General features: G+C 42.8%; 11 protein-coding genes and 1 riboswitch. Of the genes, 7 read left to right on the top strand and 4 right to left on the bottom strand.

What is annotated here, in order from left to right:
• Window positions 1-20 precede the first annotated feature (20 nt).
• Window positions 21-1,424, bottom strand: coding sequence for an arylsulfatase (locus M2135_RS03135; protein ID WP_280747137.1), 1,404 nt, complete (start codon window positions 1,422-1,424; stop codon window positions 21-23).
• Between the two features lie 263 nt (window positions 1,425-1,687).
• Here M2135_RS03135 and M2135_RS03130 point away from each other — a divergent pair, with 263 nt between their 5' ends.
• Window positions 1,688-4,333 (top strand): ATP-binding protein, encoded by a 2,646-nt coding sequence (locus tag M2135_RS03130; protein WP_348537101.1) that lies wholly within the window; start codon window positions 1,688-1,690, stop codon window positions 4,331-4,333.
• A 5-nt stretch (window positions 4,334-4,338) separates the two neighbouring features.
• On the opposite strand, the gene M2135_RS03125 is transcribed toward M2135_RS03130, so the two are convergent.
• The 3 genes from M2135_RS03125 to rpsO all read right to left on the bottom strand — a co-directional run bounded on the left by M2135_RS03125 (window position 4,339) and on the right by rpsO (window position 7,161).
• Window positions 4,339-5,535, bottom strand: a complete 1,197-nt coding sequence (locus M2135_RS03125; protein ID WP_280747135.1) for a DUF1343 domain-containing protein — start codon at window positions 5,533-5,535, stop codon at window positions 4,339-4,341.
• A 322-nt stretch (window positions 5,536-5,857) separates the two neighbouring features.
• Complete coding sequence (locus M2135_RS03120; protein WP_280747134.1) at window positions 5,858-6,745, bottom strand: capsular polysaccharide synthesis protein; 888 nt, start codon at window positions 6,743-6,745, stop codon at window positions 5,858-5,860.
• 140 nt (window positions 6,746-6,885) lie between these two features.
• A complete protein-coding gene (gene rpsO / locus M2135_RS03115) occupies window positions 6,886-7,161 on the bottom strand; it encodes a 30S ribosomal protein S15 (RefSeq protein ID WP_280747133.1) in 276 nt (91 codons plus the stop codon).
• A gap of 172 nt (window positions 7,162-7,333) precedes the next feature.
• Between rpsO and typA the strand changes: the two genes are divergently transcribed.
• From typA to M2135_RS03085, 6 genes are all read left to right on the top strand, one after another.
• Complete coding sequence (gene typA / locus M2135_RS03110; protein WP_280747132.1) at window positions 7,334-9,133, top strand: translational GTPase TypA; 1,800 nt, start codon at window positions 7,334-7,336, stop codon at window positions 9,131-9,133.
• A 61-nt stretch (window positions 9,134-9,194) separates the two neighbouring features.
• A riboswitch (cobalamin riboswitch) is annotated at window positions 9,195-9,478 on the top strand.
• Between the two features lie 34 nt (window positions 9,479-9,512).
• Complete coding sequence (locus tag M2135_RS03105; protein WP_280747131.1) at window positions 9,513-11,516, top strand: TonB-dependent receptor; 2,004 nt, start codon at window positions 9,513-9,515, stop codon at window positions 11,514-11,516.
• A gap of 258 nt (window positions 11,517-11,774) precedes the next feature.
• Entirely contained in the window at window positions 11,775-13,439 is a 1,665-nt protein-coding gene (locus tag M2135_RS03100) for a DUF5074 domain-containing protein (RefSeq protein ID WP_280747130.1), read from the top strand.
• A gap of 1 nt (window position 13,440) precedes the next feature.
• The gene (locus M2135_RS03095) at window positions 13,441-14,586 is read left to right on the top strand and encodes an ABC transporter substrate-binding protein (RefSeq protein WP_280747129.1); all 1,146 of its coding nucleotides are present in this window, start codon (window positions 13,441-13,443) and stop codon (window positions 14,584-14,586) included.
• A gap of 652 nt (window positions 14,587-15,238) precedes the next feature.
• Window positions 15,239-15,964, top strand: a complete 726-nt coding sequence (locus tag M2135_RS03090) for a hypothetical protein (protein ID WP_280747128.1) — start codon at window positions 15,239-15,241, stop codon at window positions 15,962-15,964.
• A complete protein-coding gene (locus tag M2135_RS03085) occupies window positions 15,961-18,714 on the top strand; it encodes a TonB-dependent receptor (RefSeq protein WP_280747127.1) in 2,754 nt (917 codons plus the stop codon). The genes M2135_RS03090 and M2135_RS03085 overlap by 4 nt, the downstream gene beginning before the upstream one ends.
• Window positions 18,715-18,724: the final 10 nt, after the last annotated feature.

Raw genomic sequence — 18,724 nt, 5'->3', positions numbered from 1 at the left:
TTTTTTGAAAATTCATCCGGTCATCGGCCAAAATCGAACAAGGTCGATTCGGTACGGGCATTATCCATCAACTGTTCCAATTGGGCGACCTTCTCCGGGTTTTCTTCGGCCAGATTATGATCTTCATGAATATCCTTGTCCAGATCGTATAGTTCCAACTTTGTTTCTCCCACAATCGGTTGGCGGATCAATTTCCAATTGTCACAACGAACGGCCTGTCTCCCTTTTTGTTCATGAAACTCCCAATACAGAAAATCGTGCTGTTGTTGCTCTCCCTGCATCAATAGGGTCGGCAGAAAAGAGATACCATCGGAAGAGACCGGCAAGGAGGTGTGTGTCAATTCGGCTAAAGTAGGCATCACATCCCAGAAAGCACTGAGATGGTCGGTCTGCTCTCCGGCTTTTACGCGCTCCGGAGACCAGGCGATCATCGGAACCCTGATCCCTCCTTCGTAAAGTGCCCGTTTGGTTCCTTTCAATGGGCCGTAACTCCGGAAATAATCGGGATTAGCCCCTCCCTCCTGGTGCGGACCATTATCACTGGTAAACAGAATAAGCGTATTTTTCTCCAAGCCGTTTTGCTTGAGTAGTTCCATAATCTCCCCGACATAGTGATCCAAACGCGAAACCATTGCCGCAAAAGAGGCATAAGGTTTTTCCGAATCACGGTAGCCTCCCCCAGTATACGGTACTTCTTCAAAAGCCGCTTCATAGGAGTGATAAATAGAGTCGTGCGGAAGATTTAATTCGGCATGAGGTAAGGTATATGTCAATAGGGCAAAAAACGGTTTATCCACATGACTCTGAATAAATTGCATCGCCTGTTGATGGATTAGATCCTGTGAATAGGTGATCATCTGCTGTGCGTTGTTTTCTGGGAAAACAACCCGATCACCGTTGTGCCATAAATGCTCGGGATAATAGCTATGTGCTTCTCGCTGGCAGTTATATCCATAAAACTCATCGAACCCCATCGTATGGGGCACGGATTCGGATTCCGGATATCCCAATCCCCATTTACCGAATAGCCCTGTCGCATAACCGGCCTCTTGCATCAATCGGCCGATGGTATAGGTGCCTGCAATCATGGGAGCCTGTCCTTCCGGTTTAACCTCTTTATTGCCCCGGATCTGCGTATGCCCGGTATGTAATCCGGTGAACAACGAACAACGGGAAGGTGCACTCACCGTACAACCGGCATAATGTTGTGTGAACAACAGACCTTCACTGGCCATCCGGTCGATATGCGGTGTTTTTATTTTTTGCTGGCCATAGCACCCTAAATCGCCGTATCCAAGGTCATCAGCCAAAATGTAAATAACATTGATCGGCTCGAACGTTTGTGCTTCAGGAGGTATACATCCGGAAAAGCCTATCAGCATTAAAAATCCGGAAAAACAGGTAGTTGATTGTGGGTTTTTCATATTGGAGTTTATTAGTAGCGAACAAAGGTAAAAAAATAGAAACGATTACAACAAAATAGAGAACATGCCCGAAGAAATTCTTTTAGAAGAGGCACTAATAATCAAGCCTTAGAAAAGCGCTAATAATCGTGATTTAATCCTTGTTTCGTAATTTTTTTGCATATTTGCACTACAATACAAGGAGTATATCCTGTTTTTATAACTATATGCAAATGGTTAATCGTATACAAACAATCAATAAACGCTTGTGTGATTTGCGCTTAATGATACTATGCATGGGGTTGTTTTTTATGGCATGTTCCACCATTTATGCCGTAGACAAACAGCCCATACTTATTATTAGTTCATATAATCCGGACAATCGTAATACGACTGCCAATATCTCCGAATTCTATGAAGAGTTGAATCAACTGGGGGATACCATTTCTATTGTTACGGTAGAGAACATGGACTGTAAAAACCTGCCTGAAGCCCCCTTGTGGAAAGAACGGTTAAAAGATATCCTAGCAAAATATACGGGTAAAAACAAACCTAAACTCATCATCTTTTTAGGACAAGAGGCCTGGTCGGCCTATATCTCCCAGGATGAGCCGCTTTTGGAGGATGTGCCTGTCATTTGTGGGATGACCAGCCAGAATGCGATCTACCTGCCGGACTCAACCGCTTATCTGCCGGAATGGGAACCGACATATGTCGATGTGCAAAGCTTCACCGATAAAGGACATACCGTCGGCGGATTCTTTTACACTTACGATGTGCTTAAAAATGTGGAGCTCATTCGCGATTTCTATCCCGACACAGAAAATATTGCCCTGATAACGGACAACACCTATGGAGGTCTGGCACTTCAGACTTTTGTCAAAAAGGAGATGAATAAGGTTCCTGATCTCAACCCGATATTTCTTGATGGGCGAAAATATAGTATCTATACCATTGCTGAACAAATCGGTCAACTCCCTCCCAAGACAGTCATACTTATTGGAACATGGCGGGTGGATGTAAACGACGGTTATTTTGTAGGGAACGCCACGTATACGATGATGAGCGCCAATCCGCACATTCCGGCCTTTTCCTTAACATCCATGGGGTTAAACCACTGGGCAATCGGCGGGTATTATCCCCAATTCCGTAACCTGGGAAAAGATTTGGCCTTACAGGCGTATCATATACTATCTAAAGAAACAGCGAAAGAGGATATTCATATCGAAACAATACCCAACTGCTATACCTTTGATTCGAAAAAATTAAAAGAATTTGGCCTGAGTCAGGCTCAACTACCAGCAAACACGCTATTAATCAATCAAGATGAGAGTTTGTTTTCAAAATATACGTATGAAATTCTGCTCATTGTCATAACCATCCTGTTTATTTTCCTCATCATGTTGTTGATCTTTTTAGTACGTACCAAAAACCTGAAAGACCGGTTGTTGGATCTAAAAAAAGACAACGAATTGATTATGAACAATGTGGAATCTTCCATTAAATTCATCAACCCCGACTATACCATTAAATGGGAAAATGGACTCCACTACCCCTGTGAACCACAGTATGGTCCCAATAATTGCTTTTTAGTAGATCATCCGCAAATGCCTTATTGCGACAAGTGTACTATCATTAGTGCGATGAAAACCAAGGGAATAGTGGAGGTCACCAAAGATTGCAACAAAGATGGAAAATACATCCATGTATTGGCAAAACCTGTATTGGATGAAAAAGGGCATGTATTGGGCGTCGTCTCCAAAAAAGAGGATGTCACCAAACAGAAAATGGTCGAATTCGAACTGCGCGAGGCCAAAGAGAAGGCGGAAGAATCCGATCGCCTGAAATCCGCTTTCCTGGCAAATATGAGCCATGAAATCCGCACACCATTAAATGCTATTGTCGGATTCTCGGCTCTGCTGTCTGTGGCTGAATCGGCTGAAGAACGTGAAGAATATGTCAAAATAATAAACAGCAACAATGAACTGTTGCTTCAACTCATTAATGACATCCTCGATCTGGCAAAGATCGAAGCCGGAACACTCGACTTTGTGAATAGCGATGTCAATGTAAACGACCTGTTTACGGATATAGAACAATCTTCCCGGTTGAAAATTACCAATGGGGTGGAAATTGCTTTTGCCGAAAAAATACCGAACTGCATCATTCAGACAGACAAAAACCGATTGGCACAAGTCGTCACGAACTTCATCAATAACGCAATAAAATTTACCACAGAGGGTAGTATCACGTTCGGTTACCGTCACCGGGGTAATGAATTGTACTTCTATGTCACCGACACCGGCTGCGGCATGACACAGGAAGGAAAAGACAAGGTTTTCCAACGGTTTATCAAATTGAACAGTTTTATACAAGGTACCGGACTGGGATTGTCCATTTGCCAAACGATTGTCAACCGAATGAATGGTGAAATAGGGGTTGAATCTGAATTTGGAAAAGGTTCTACGTTCTGGTTTACACTACCCGAATCAGTGATCTTGAACCACTCAAAAGAAGAGGAAGAAGAAAAACCTCTGAAAGAAGAACTTCCAGAAGTGTCCTCCTCTCAAACAACCATCCTGATCGCCGAAGACAACAGCAGTAATTATACGCTTTTCCGGTCGATGCTGAAAGACTTTAACCTGATTCATGCATATAATGGGGAAGAGGCTGTTAAAATGTATCATAAATATCATCCGCACCTTATTCTGATGGATCTCAAAATGCCACTGATGGATGGGTATGAAGCGACTCGTGAGATCAGAAAAGACAATGCGCTTATTCCGATTATTGCAGTGACGGCATTGGCTTTTGCAGAAGATGAGCAACGCGTTAAACAGAGCGGATTCAACGATTATGTCTCTAAACCGATCAATCCAGATCAATTACGAAAAGTAATCTCGACTTATCTGGGTAAGATTGTTAGTTGAATCGACTAATTGGCTTCTTCATAATCTGCATACAACAGGTATTTCTTTCTCATCTCTTTATAGAGATCGAGATCTGCTTGCCAGGCCGCCCGTATCTCTTCTTCGGAAAAGCCACTGATAAGCTGCATACGGAGCACATTGGTGCCCGACAGTTGGTCAAACCATTGCGGACGGGCAAAGAAAAAGAGATCGTCTCTACCCGATTTTTCATAAAAATCTAAGAGAAAACGCAATGTAAAGCCACCTTCAAAAGGGTATTCGCGAAGATCAATACCAAAACACTCCTTCTCTTTTTGAAGCGGATTGGCATCAAAGCCCGGTAAAGAGACTGGTGTAAAACTAAACGTTCCAAATTTTTGGTCCGGATAGCCAATAACTTGAAAGGGGAAATAGGTGCCTCGCCCAATACTTATCGTTGTTGCTTCAAAAAGACAGAGAGATGCATAAAGCCGTATTGCCTGATCGTTGGGCAGATTCGGAGAAGGCTTTACAGGCAACCAATAAGGATCACCATGTGCCCAGTTTTCCATTTTTACGACCTGCAATTGACATTTGGAAGGCTTGCTTTTCAACCAACCTTCGCCGTTTATCATTTGAGCTAACTCACCCACCGTCAAGCCATGCAAAAGAGGAATAGGATGCATACCGACAAAGGATTCATACCCTTTTTGCAATACTGGACCATCTATAAAGTCATTCGGGTTGGGACGATCCAAGACAACACACATTTTATCATTTTCCGCACAAGCCTCCATCACATAATGCATGGTACTTATATAGGTGTAAAAACGAGCGCCTACATCCTGTATATCAAACACCAACACATCTATATCTGCTAATTGAGCAGGGGTAGGCTTGACATTTTTGCCATAAATAGAGATGATCGGCAAACCAGTTCGTTGATCGCGACCGTCTTCTATTTTTTCGCCTGCTTCTGCTGTCCCCCGAAAACCATGCTCGGGAGCAAACACTTTCTTTACTGCAACATTTAAGTCCAATAAAGCGTCCAATAGATGAATGTTTTGATTTTCCAATATTGATGTTTGATTCACCACTAAGCCAACCCGTTTGTCCTTTAATATTTCCGTAAGTACATCCAACCGCTCGGCACCTAAGACCAACGACTGTTTCTTGGGAGGAACAGCATATGCTGTAACGATCAGACTACAACTGATCAAATAGGATAAAATGACCTTTTTCATAGAAGCATACTTTTCTGAGTAAAGTGAGAATGACAAAAATACAAAATCGGTGAAATGATCTTTAATTTTAACGAACTATTGTTATAATATACTTAGTTTCATGTTATGTAACATTTTTTAGCGGCAAACGCCGTCCTGCTTAACATCTATTAGCCGGAAATGTATTGACAAAAGGATCTGGGAAGCCTATCTTTGTATCGTGGTTTTTTCATAATAGTATTAGATTTAAGGTTAACAAAATTTGGTTAGGGGTTGTCTGTGAAGACAGCCTTTAATTGTTTTAGGAAAGGGCGAGTAGTCCTTTTTTCTTTTTTATCTGACTTTACACTTCTGCATCCTCATGCAAATAATGTACAATAAGGTATTCATAAAAGGTCCATTCATTCTTCTTGGTGTATTTCTCAAACGCCCTTTTCCAAGTTAGTTTATGAAGATAAGTTTCCGAACAGAGTTCTTGAAATAAAAGTGTATTATAGGCTTCATTGGTTTTAAGCAGATAACGAAGATCGTTATGATGCAAATTATTAAAAGGAACATCGTCGATCATTTTCGTTATAGCTGGTATCGCATCATATGCAATTGATATGACATAATCGATCATAAGGTAGGTGATCAATTTGCACTCACGCTCCCAATAAGTAAAGAAAAATAATCGGAGAAAATAACACAAAAGATTCTCTTTTTCTCCATATAGGAGAAATGAGGTCCAGCGATAATCCGAAACATGGACTCCCTTCTTTTTATGTTTGATACTAAAAAAGCAAGAATCAAACTCAGGCAATGATTGTGTAACCAGTATCGTCGAATCGATCCATAATCCACCGTGCGTATAGATCAGACAAACACGTATGATATCCGAAAGATGAGTCAATGTGATCATTCCGCTTTCGACCTTTTCCATGATATAGGATGGAAGTGTGATATAATCGGTATAATTTTCTTTCGTAATCAGATGAACAGGATGCCCGTTTGCTCCTTGAAGTAGTGATTGATAACACGCCTTTACCAATTCAGGCATTTTTTCTTCCCCCTGCCACCAGCATACCCATATCGGATAAAGAAACCGTGTATCCGCTTTTTTTTGCTCTTCCTGTAGTTTGGAATCCTGAAGTAAATAGCTATACTTCTTTAACAGTTGCCTCTTTATCCGCTTCTGTTTGTAACGTTTAAACTGCACAGGGAGATTAAACGCATATGTAAGGTTTGTCATTTGTTGCTGTCTGTTTGAAGTTATAGGTTCTGTAAAAAAAAGAAAAAGGATATGAACCTATTATATAGATGCATTAAAAACAAAAAGACTGCTTCAATATGATAGTTGAAGCAGTCTTTTTAATGATTATTATGAACCTCTTATTTTCTGATTCCAAGTTCCTTGATGATAGCACGGTAGCGATTGATATCTTTTTTAGTCAGATAATCCAACAAGCGACGACGTTTACCTACCAACATTTTCAAAGCTCTTTCAGTACTGTGATCTTTGTGATTCTTTTTCAAATGCTCAGTCAGATGAGCAATACGGAATGTAAACAAAGCGATCTGGCTTTCCGGAGAACCGGTATCTTTTGCCGACTTTGCTCTTCCGTGTTTTTCAAATAATTCTTCTTTTTTTGCTGAATCTAAATACATGATTCTTTGTTACTTTAATAAATTAATACTATGTTATTTAAGCGGCTGCAAATATATGGATTATTTTTTGAATCACAAGTGTCGGAGATGATCTTTTTTCTATTTTACCGTTTTACACCCACAAAGTTCTAATAAAATTGTCGTACTTTTGTGCCCACAAATTTAGTCTTCAATGCAAAAGATCAGAAACATCGCAATTATTGCGCACGTAGACCATGGTAAAACAACTTTGGTCGATAAGATGTTATTAGCCGGCAAACTTTTTCGGGATGAAAATGCCGATTTAGACCAATTCCTTGACAGTAATGATTTGGAACGAGAGCGTGGGATCACGATCCTGGCCAAAAATGTATCCATCGATTATAAAGGGTATAAGATCAATATCATCGATACTCCGGGGCATGCCGATTTCGGCGGCGAAGTCGAACGTGTTTTAAATATGGCCGACGGTTGCCTACTACTGGTAGACGCTTTCGAAGGACCTATGCCTCAAACCCGCTTTGTATTACAGAAAGCGATCCAACTGGGACTCAAACCGGTGGTAGTTATAAATAAAGTAGACAAACCCAACTGTCGCCCTTCGGAAGTACAGGAAATGGTCTTTGACCTGATGTTCAGCTTGGATGCGACAGAAAACCAGCTCGATTTTCCCACTTTTTACGGATCAGCCAAACAGGGATGGATGTCTGACGATTGGAATAAACCGACCCAAGACATTTTTTCATTATTGGATGGTATTATTGAATATATTCCTGAGCCTGAAGTCTTGGAAGGGACTTCACAGCTATTGATCACCTCACTGGATTATTCGAAATATGTAGGACGTATCGCTGTAGGGCGTGTTCACCGGGGAGAATTGAAAGAGGGTCAAGACATCATGTTGTGTAAACGCGACGGCGCGATGGTCAAATCAAGGATCAAAGAGATCAATGTTTTTGAAGGTTTAGGACGCACCAAAGTTCAGTCGGTCAGATCTGGTGATATTTGCGCCATCATCGGTATTGAAGGATTCGAAATCGGAGAGACGATTTGCGACATCAATGATCCCGATCCGCTACCGACAATCGCGATCGACGAACCTACCATGTCGATGTTATTCACAATCAACAACTCGCCATTTTTTGGTAAAGACGGAAAATTCGTCACCTCCCGTCATATCTATGAACGGCTTCAAAAGGAGTTAGACAAGAACCTGGCATTGCGAGTTGTTGCCACAGACTCTGCCGACTCCTGGTTGGTCTACGGCCGCGGTGTATTGCATTTATCCGTACTGATCGAAACTATGCGTCGGGAAGGATACGAGCTACAGGTCGGACAACCACAAGTGATCATTAAAGAGATCGACGGCGTCAAATGCGAGCCGATCGAACAACTCACGGTAAATCTTCCGGAAGAGAGTTCCAGCCGGATCATCGACATGGTCACCAAACGTAAAGGTGAAATGACCATGATGGAGAACAAGAACGGTCGGATCCACCTGGAATTCACTATCCCCTCACGCGGTATCATCGGCTTAAACAATGCTGTTCTCACAGCCTCGGCCGGCGAAGCGATTATGGCTCACCGCTTTCTGGAATATCAACCCTGGAAAGGAGAAATCGAAAGACGAATGAACGGTTCGATCATAGCGATGGAAACCGGAACAGCTTTTGCCTATGCCTTAAACAACCTTCAATCACGCGGTCGTTTCTTTATCCCACCGGGAGAAGAGGTGTATGCCGGAGAGGTAGTCGGAGAACACTCCAAAGAAGGCGATCTGGTGGTGAATGTCACTAAAAGTAAAAAACTAACCAATATGCGCGCTTCCGGTTCGGACGACAAAGTTGCATTAGCACCTCCTATTGTATTCAGTCTTGAGGATGCCTTAGAGTATATAAAGGTAGACGAATATGTCGAAATCACACCTAATTATATGCGTATGCGTAAAATCCTATTAGACGAAAACGACCGGAAACGACAAGCCAAACTATAAATAAAAGCAGCCGCTCTTTCAAAAAGAAAGAATAGGCTGCCGCTTTTTATAAAAAACAACTATCTTTGCGGAAAATTATGGTGTAACTCATTCCTGTTCTGGAAGAGTTAGTAAAAGGGAATCCGGTGAAAATCCGGAACTGTACCCGTAGCTGTAAGTTCTTAAAACCCCGGCAAATCTTGTTGCCACTGACAATTAATTGACAGTTGACAATCGACAATTGACAATTAAAAGGTTCAAAAAACAGTTGTCAATTATCCATTGTCAATTGCCATTGAACCGTTGGGAAGGCGGCCGATAAAGGGAGAACAAGTCAGAAAACCTGCCCTAATTTTATTATACAATGCCTCGGGTAAAGGGATTGATAAACCGATAACTTATGCTGCGTTCGTTTTTAAGAAGGGCATGCCTTTATTGTGCATGGTTGTTTCCTATCACGATTGCCTATGCTCAACAGGGGGATACAACGACTTATCGTACACTTTCCGACGTGGAAGTGGTCGAAAAAATGCGTCCTGCCGTTACACGTCAGGCAACTCCTTTCCAGCGGCTCAACCGCACGGAGATAGACCGTTTAGGGCTTCAGGATCTCTCGGAAGCCGTCAAGCGATTTTCGGGTGTCACCGTAAAAGATTACGGCGGTATCGGAGGGCTTAAAACCGTCTCGGTTCGCAGCCTGGGGGCACAACATACAGCCGTCAGTTACGATGGTGTGACCATTACCGACGCCCAAAGCGGACAAGTCGACATCAGTCGTTTTTCACTCGACAATGTCGAAAATATCTCCCTATCCATCGGACAAACAGATGATATTTTCCAAACCGCCCGTATGTATGCTTCGGCCGGAGCATTAAGTATCCAGACCGAAACTCCCGTTTTCACCGCTAAAAAATTCAACGTATTGACTCAACTCAAAGCAGGATCTTTCGGTTTGGTCAACCCTACCCTGCGCTACGAACAGCAGATAACAGCGAAATATGTCGCCTCCTTCCATGCCGACTGGTTACAGGCAGACGGGCAATACCCCTACACCTTTACCAATGGGGATCTCGTAACAGAAGAAAAAAGAAAAAACAGCGACATCAAAACCTGGCGAACAGAGTTAAACCTCCACTCAGACTGGGATAAAGGAGGAAAACTTCGTTTAAAAGGGTATTGGTTCGATTCACGCCGCGGACTTCCCGGCTCAGTCATTCTTTACAACGACTATCACAAAGAAAGACTTCAGAACAAAAACGCCTTTGCACAAGCAACCTATGCGAACCGTATCAATCCTTATTTCTCCATAAAGGCACAAGGGAAATTCGATTACTCATGGACGCGCTATCAGGATTTTCACAGCAAATATATCGATGGAAAACAAACCGATGTGTATACCCAAAGAGAGTATTATGGTTCGGCCGCACTGTTTTATGAGCCGATAAAAAATCTGTCATTCTCACTGGCTGAAGATTTCTTCAAAAACACCCTCGATGCGACAACACCCAAATCTGTTTTCCCCGAACGATATACCTCGCTGACGGCTTTAGCCGGCCAATATAAGAACAGCCGGTTGACTGCTACAGCCAGCCTATTAGGCACATTTACCTCCGAACATGTAGAGACAGGTGATGCTGCCGACGACCGCAAACGCTTATCACCAGCCGTCAGCCTCTCTTATCGCCTGTTCGGTCGGGAGAACTTACGGATCAGAGCCTCCTACAAAGATATATTTCGTGTTCCAACATTCAACGACCTCTACTATGACCGCTTGGGGAACCGTAATCTGAATCCCGAAAAGACCCGGCAATACAACCTTGGAATGACCTGGAGCAGCGCTTTTCCGGCTGTCGGATTAGACTACCTGAGTATCACCACCGACGGATACTACAATACGGTAAAGGATAAAATTGTGGCTATCCCCACCATGTTTATCTGGAAAATGATGAATATGGGAAAGGTAAAGATCAAAGGGATCGATGCCAATATCTCTGCCCGGTTCAGCTTGCCTTTGGCTATTTACCTGCAAACAGACGTTTCATACACCTGGCAGAAAGCCATCGATGTAACCAAGAAAGAGGCTAAAACCTATAAACATCAATTGCCCTATACCCCCGAACATTCGGGCACAGTATCGCTCTCCGTGGAAAATCCATGGATAAACATCAGCTGGCTCCTGACCGCTATGGGAGATCGCTACGCACTGCCCCAGAATCTGGAGGCCAATCTCATTGAGGGATATATCGAACAACAACTATCGTTCAACAAGACAGTTACATTTAAACATTCATCCTTGCGATTACAAGCTGAAATCGTGAATATCGGAGATGTCACTTACGACATTATCCGGTATTATCCCATGCCGGGACGCTCTTTCAGGGCAACCGTAAGGTATACATATTAATAAATAAACACCATTTGGATCTCTTTTTTGATTGATTATGACTAAAAACAATTTACATGCAGCACACTTTTTTGTTAGAGGTACGTCTAAAACAATTCAGAGGTACGTCTAAATCGATTTAGAGGTACGTCTAAAATAATTTAGAGGTACCTCTAACAAAAAACAGATGTAAACCGATCAAAAAAGTCGTCCGTTGATTGAAGAAAAACGATTAAATAACTCACATATGTACTCTACATTATTAATAGCATTATGAAAATGAAAAAATTAGTTTACGCATTCCTGGTTTGTGCATTCGCCCTACCATTCACGTCTTGTAAAGATGATGATAAAGATGAAGTTTTCGCACCTGCCGAAAAAGTAGAAAACCTGACTTTTAATGATACCGATATGGATCCATTAAAAATCGGAGGTACATTGTCCTGGACAAATCCAACCAATGAAGACAATATTTCAGGGTATAACATCTATCTCAGTGAAAACGTAACGGACAGAAGCGCCAAGCTGGGAGCTGTCAGCAAAGGGAAAAACAGTTTTGATATTCCTGCCGGAACTGCGATGAATACGTATCTTTTAGTCGTTGCATATAACGCAACGGGTGAGTCTGCTAATGCGGCCAGTATAACTGTAAAAGATAACAGTGGAGATCCGATTGTCACAGAAATGTTTTTTGCGGATGAAGACAAAGCGAAAGGTTTTATCAGTGGAACATTAACCTGGACAAATCCGTCCCCGGAAGGTTATATTACCGGATATGTGATTTACAGTAGTGATAACAGTACTGAGAAAGGGACGAAATTAGGTGAGGTGGAAGCTGGAAAATCGACTTTTGAAATTCCGGAAGGAACCGTTTACCAGCCTTATCTATTTGTAATCACCAAAAAAGGAGAAGTCGAATCTGAAAACATCGCCAGCTTAGCCATCGAAGATTATATTGTAGAAAATCCCGTTCCGCTCCCATACGGAATGTATCTGTTGAACGGCGGTAACTGGAATGAGAACAATGCATCCATCAGTTTTTATGATTTCAATACCGGAGAGATGACCGGTCATATCTACCAGACGGCCAACGGCAGCGGACTGGGTGATTCTGCCGAGCAAATATTGATGTACGGTTCTAAAATCTATGCAACGGTGACAACCTCTAACCGTATTGTCGTTCTCGACCGAGAGGGCAAACTCATTAAGAGTATTGAACCGAAAGAGGGCGAAGAGCCGGTCAATCCGCGTGGGATAGTTGCCGATAACGGAAAAGTCTATATCTCTTACTTCTACGGACATGCTGTTGCTGTACTGGATACGGCGACACTTCAAATTGAAAAACAAGTAAAAGTCGGACGTTATCCGGAAAAGTTAACCGTCGCAAATGGAAAAATATATGTAGCCAATTCGGGAGGGAATGATTACCCCAACTATGGAAAGACCGTATCGGTGATCGACGCCGGAACATTGGAGGTTGAAAAAGAAATTGAAGTATTGATTAATCCTGTAAGTATCCTTTCGGATAGCCAAGGTGATATCTATGTGATCTCCATGGGTGATTACGGAGATGTGAAAAACACATTACAACGTATTGATGCAAAAACGAATGATGTCACAATTATCGACAATGCTTCAAAAATGACATTAGTCAATGACGAGCTGTACACCATTTATGCACAATGGGGTGAACCCGAGATCAAATACAGAAAATACAATGTACTGACAGAAGAAGTCCTTTCTGAAAGCTTTATTGAAGACACTTCAGTCCTTTCATCACCAAATGCAATTGCTGTAGATGAGCAGTCCGGGAAGATCTTTATTACAAATTCCGACTGGGGTAGCACAAGTTCTTTATATATTTTCGCCGCAGATGGGAAACTGGAGAAAGGAGATATCGACACCAAAGGATATGAAGCCAAATCGATGATATTTGCCTACTAAAATGAAACTATTTTCTGCCCTAATAGTTGTTTCTATTTACCTGATGGTCTCTTGCGGACCATCGGGTAAATCTCCCGTTGCCGAAGAGGTTTCTTCAGATACCATTCGTTATGCACGAGGCATCACAATCGATCGGTATGAGGAATATACGGCCGTAGAAGTACACGACCCTTGGGAAAACGGACAGTTGCTTCAACGGTATCTGTTAATTGACAAAGCAAAAGAGTTGCCAGCCAACTTACCTAAAGGTACGATCGTTCGTACACCTATACAGAAAATAGCCGTCTACACCTCGGTACATGTAGCCATTATTGACCTTTTGCAAAGTGCTGATCAGATTATCGGCGTTTGCGAACCGCGTTACATGGATACCCCCCTTGTTCAGGAAGGGTTAAAACAAGGAAGCATCGTCGACTTGGGAGAAGCGACTTCGCCCAATGTAGAAAAAATGATTGATGTCGGTGCTGAAATAGTGATCGCTTCCCCTTTTCAAAACAGCAACTATGGCGCTGTGGAGAAAATAGGTATACCGATTATAGAAGGAGCTGATTATATGGAATCATTACCGCTGGGTCGAACCGAGTGGATTAAATTTTATGGGCTCCTGTTGGATAAGGAGGCGCTTGCCGACTCACTCTTTGCTGCGACAGAAAAACGTTATCTCGCATTAAAGAAGCTGACAACAGCGGTCACTTCCCGCCCCTCGGTTGTTGCAGAAAAACGTTTCGGATCCTCTTGGTATGTACCGGCAGGAGACAGTTATATCGCCCACCTTTTCCGCGATGCCGGAGCCGACTATCTTTTTCATGATTTACCGGGAGCAGGCAGTACGCCGTTAGCTTTTGAATTTGTTTTTGACAAAGCGATTCATGCTGATTATTGGTTGTTGAAATACAACCATCCGGAAGATATTTCCTATACAGATCTACGAAAGGAATACATTCCTTATGAAGATTTCGACGCATTTAAAAACCGGAATGTGTTCGGTTGTAACACAGGAAACACCCCTTATTATGAAGAATTTCCAATCCACCCCGACTATCTGTTGAAAGATTTTGTCCGGATCTTCCATCCCGAATTATTACCGGAGTATACGCTACGTTATTATAAGCCCTTAACTGATACCGGTCAGAGAGAAGATGAATAACATATCAATTGTTTCAAGAGAAGATTTATAACCTATTCATAGAGAATCCGTTACCCGAATAATCATTCGAGAGAATGACAGGAGTTAAATGAAGAATACTTGAAGATAGGACTCAGCCAAAATTCCGTAGGAATTCATATGCGTAACCCCCTGTGAGCGAAATAAAATGAGCCACAGGGGGATACAGAACAGATCTAATCAGTACAACGCCGAAGGTGTTGAATAACTCTATAGATTCCAGATTGAATAATTCAACACCTTCGGCGTTGATTAGTATGGAGTATTTTCAACAACCACGGGTTTACTGCATTACACCCGCGGTTACGCATATGAATCCCTAACGGGATTTTCTCGCAAAAAAACAAAGAGTATACCTGTTGATGTAAATTGCAAAAATAAGCTTCAAATGGAAGAAAAGGTGAAGATGCAACATGTTGCGACCAGTACTACCTGGACTCCTCTCCAGGCCAGAAGTTAAGATCTTATTCGCCAATATGCAAAAGATGCCTCTATCAATACAGACCATCAAAGTCAAAAATTGACATAATGCTCACCTGAAATAACCATAAGGTGTAATTGCATAAAAAAAAGACAAAAAGAATATTATTTTACTTTTTTTCCTTACATTGCGTTCTTTCTAATCTGTGTACATATGAAATTACCATTAATAATTAGCTTGTGTTTGCTAAGTGGCTGGCAAGCATTCTCACAGATTTCCGACATAGCTTCCTTGCCAGCCGCCTCGAAGAGTCGGGTGATGTCTTACTTGACGTTGGCGAATAACCACGCTGTCATTTACTCAGGGAAAGAGGAACTGGGTTACCCGGCTTATGTGCGCAATCACCCATATTTTCCGTCAGATCAATATCTTCATGGCGACTTGTCGTTTGACGGGGTGGTGTATCCGGATGTGTTGATGCGTCTGAATGTGCATCGCGAGGAGTTGGTCGTGACAGCTCCCAACCGACGTTTCCATGTCATTATCCCACGCGATCGCCTAGATTATGCGACATTGAATTCGAATATACTGTTTTACAACGGGTATCGCGTAAAAGAGAACAGTCTGCCTGAAGGGTATTTTTTCATTCTATACCAAGGGAGGCATGCCGTGATACGAAGAGAGACGGCTTTTCTGGATGAGCAGATTACGGATATGGCGATCAATGTCCTTTTCAATAAAAGGGTTAGGTATTATGTGTATAAAGACGGGCAATACCATCCGGTCAGTAGTAAAGGGTCGGTACTTAAATTGTTTAACAGCCACAAAAAGGAGCTGAACCAGTTTATCAAAGAGCAGCATCTGGATTTTAAACATGCAACGGAACATGCGATTGTTGCTGTTTCCAAACATTATGAAACACTTATCCGGCAGTTATGAAAAGACTATTCCAACTACTGATATTGTTATTGGCTTTTCCGACGACGCTACTGTTGGCGCAGGAAAAAATAAGTTTACAGTTAGATTCTGTACCGCTATCCAGAGTCTTTGATACCATCGAAGCACAAACTGCTTATCGCATCTTTTGCCTTCCGGAAGATTCGGATTCATTGTTTGTTTCCGTCAGTGCGACCAATGAAGAGCCGTTCGTCATTCTGGAGCAGCTTTTACAGGGATCGCTGTTGAAAGTGTCGCAGTATAAACACAATTTGTTCATTACCGAAAATATCGCACTCATCACCTCCCTGCCCGAGGGTTATTTCGAAGAAGCGATTTCATCGGGAAAAGGGGGATACGATACGACCGGTTTTTTATTATCACTGGGTCGGCGCGAGGGTAAAGCCTCATCGGAGAGCAAGGTGTATGAAATCGGGGATCAATCTGCGGCGGCTACCGGACGGGTGAATCTGAACGGTATCGTGACCGACTTCAGAACAGGCGAACCGGTGGTTGGCGCTACGTTGTTTATCGAAGAGCCGATGATCGGGGTCACAACAGATGCTTTTGGGTATTATACCATTCAACTGCCGGTTGGCCGCCAGGAGTTGCATATCCGGGGGATCGGACTGAAAGATACGCGCCGGCAGATAGTTCTTCATTCGGCCGGCAAATTGGATATCGAACTGGAGGAACAGGTTTACTCCTTGAAAGAGGTGACGATCTCTTCCGAAAAGGTCGAGAATGTACGGAGTACAACTATCGGAATCGAACGTTTAAAGATACAGGACATTAAGAATATCCCTACAGCCTTTGGAGAGGTGGATGTGATCAAAGCCGTTCTGTCGTTGCCCGGAGTCAAATCGGTCGGAGAAGCATCGAGCGGGTTCAATGTGCGGGGAGGATCAACCGATCAGAATCTGATCTTGTTTAATGACGGTACCATCTATAATCCGACCCATCTTTTCGGCTTTTTCTCGGCATTTAACCCCGATCTGGTCAAAGATATGGAGTTGTATAAAAGCAGTATTCCCGCCAAATACGGTGGACGTATCTCTTCTGTATTGGATATCAATACGCGGGAAGGGAATAAGAAGGAGTTCAACGGGGCGGTAAGCATCGGGTTATTGACAAGCCGGATCACCCTGGAAGGCCCAATCATTAAGGACAAAACCTCTTTCATTGTCGGCGGACGAACGACCTATTCGGACTGGATACTGAAACAACTGCCCGAAAAGAGTGGGTATAAAGATGGAAATGCCGGGTTCTATGATCTGAATGCAACGATTGGTCATAAGTTCGACGAGTACAATAATCTGTATATTAATGGGTATTTCAGCCGCGACCGGTTCAGTTTCAATGAGGGGGAACGTTATTCGTATCAGAATGCCAATGCGTCTATCAAATGGCGCCATATCTTTAATCCGAGATTGACCAGTGCTTTTACGGCCGGATACGACCATTATGATTACAACACGAAAAATGATGATATTGCAGCAGAAGCCTACAGCCTCTCTTTCGGTATAGAGCAATATTACGGAAAAGCGGATTTCAGCTGGTACCTCCAGGATAAACACACATTGGATTTTGGAGTTAGCGGATTGTATTACAACCTGAACCCGGGCAAGTATCAGCCTCGCGGGGATGAGTCACTGGTAGTGCCCGACCTGATGCAAAAAGAGAAGGCGATGGAAGCGGCGGCATACCTCGGTTACCGTTGGGATATTACACCTCACTTTTCTGTCGATGCCGGTATGCGCTATTCCCTGTTCAACGCCATGGGCCCCAGGACATACAATGTATATGCGAACGAATATCTACCTTCTTTAGAGACGATTACGGATACCGATTCTGTCGGCAGTGGTGCTTTCAAAACCTATCACGGGCCTGAATTCCGGCTGTCGGCGCGTTATGAGTTTCTGGATGGTTTCTCCATCAAGGCGGGTTATAACACCATGCGACAGAATATTCATAAATTATCCAACACCACCATTATGTCGCCCACCGATACCTGGAAACTGAGTGATACCAACATTAAACCACAGACCGGCTCCCAGTTTGCTTTGGGTCTTTATAAGAATCTGGCCAACAATACCATTGAGGCTTCGGTGGAAGGGTATTATAAAACCATGGAGGATTATCTGGATTATCGTGCCGGAGCGGAACTATTGATGAATCACCACATCGAAACGGATGTGTTGGCCACAAAAGGCAGGGCTTACGGGGTTGAGTTTATGCTTAAAAAGACACAAGGTAAATTAAATGGCTGGTTGAGTTATACCTACTCTAAAACAGAGTTACGCCAGGAAGACAGTCGCATCTCCAATCCAGTCAATAAAGGTGACTGGTATCCGGCGGATTACGACAAACCGCATGATATTAAACTGGTAGGAAACTATAAATTTACCCACCGGTTTAGCTTTTCCGTGAATTGTGATTACAGTACGGGACGACCGATCACATTGCCTGTATCCAAATATAGTTACGCCGGAGGAGAGTATGTCTATTTCTCCGACAGGAACCAATACCGGATACCGGACTTTTTCCGGATGGATGTTTCGTTTAATATCGAACCCAGCCATCACTTAACGTTATTAACACATAGTTCGATCTCTTTTGGTGTATATAATGTCACAGGAAGGAAGAATGCGTATTCGGTCTATTATATCTCAGAAGAGGGTAAAGTCAAAGGGTATAAAATGGCTATTTTCGGGGTACCGATCCCGTTTGTCTCTTATAATATTAAATTCTAACGATTGACCC

The sequence above is a fragment of the Parabacteroides sp. PF5-9 genome, from assembly GCF_029893105.1.
Classification (GTDB): domain Bacteria; phylum Bacteroidota; class Bacteroidia; order Bacteroidales; family Tannerellaceae; genus JARXWG01.
The sequence above is the reverse complement of the archived record's forward strand: the minus strand, read 5'-3'. Positions and strand labels throughout refer to the sequence as shown.

What these genes read in the sequence shown, in the direction of transcription:
- M2135_RS03120 (WP_280747134.1), bottom strand. Translation starts at nt 6,745, where the DNA reads ATGACAAACCTTACATATGCGTTTAATCTCCCTGTGCAGTTTAAACGT.
- M2135_RS03105 (WP_280747131.1), top strand. Translation starts at nt 9,513, where the DNA reads ATGCTGCGTTCGTTTTTAAGAAGGGCATGCCTTTATTGTGCATGGTTG.
- rpsO (WP_280747133.1), bottom strand. Translation starts at nt 7,161, where the DNA reads ATGTATTTAGATTCAGCAAAAAAAGAAGAATTATTTGAAAAACACGGA.
- M2135_RS03130 (WP_348537101.1), top strand. Translation starts at nt 1,688, where the DNA reads ATGATACTATGCATGGGGTTGTTTTTTATGGCATGTTCCACCATTTAT.
- M2135_RS03135 (WP_280747137.1), bottom strand. Translation starts at nt 1,424, where the DNA reads ATGAAAAACCCACAATCAACTACCTGTTTTTCCGGATTTTTAATGCTG.
- M2135_RS03100 (WP_280747130.1), top strand. Translation starts at nt 11,775, where the DNA reads ATGAAAAAATTAGTTTACGCATTCCTGGTTTGTGCATTCGCCCTACCA.
- M2135_RS03125 (WP_280747135.1), bottom strand. Translation starts at nt 5,535, where the DNA reads ATGAAAAAGGTCATTTTATCCTATTTGATCAGTTGTAGTCTGATCGTT.
- M2135_RS03095 (WP_280747129.1), top strand. Translation starts at nt 13,441, where the DNA reads ATGAAACTATTTTCTGCCCTAATAGTTGTTTCTATTTACCTGATGGTC.
- M2135_RS03085 (WP_280747127.1), top strand. Translation starts at nt 15,961, where the DNA reads ATGAAAAGACTATTCCAACTACTGATATTGTTATTGGCTTTTCCGACG.
- M2135_RS03090 (WP_280747128.1), top strand. Translation starts at nt 15,239, where the DNA reads ATGAAATTACCATTAATAATTAGCTTGTGTTTGCTAAGTGGCTGGCAA.
- typA (WP_280747132.1), top strand. Translation starts at nt 7,334, where the DNA reads ATGCAAAAGATCAGAAACATCGCAATTATTGCGCACGTAGACCATGGT.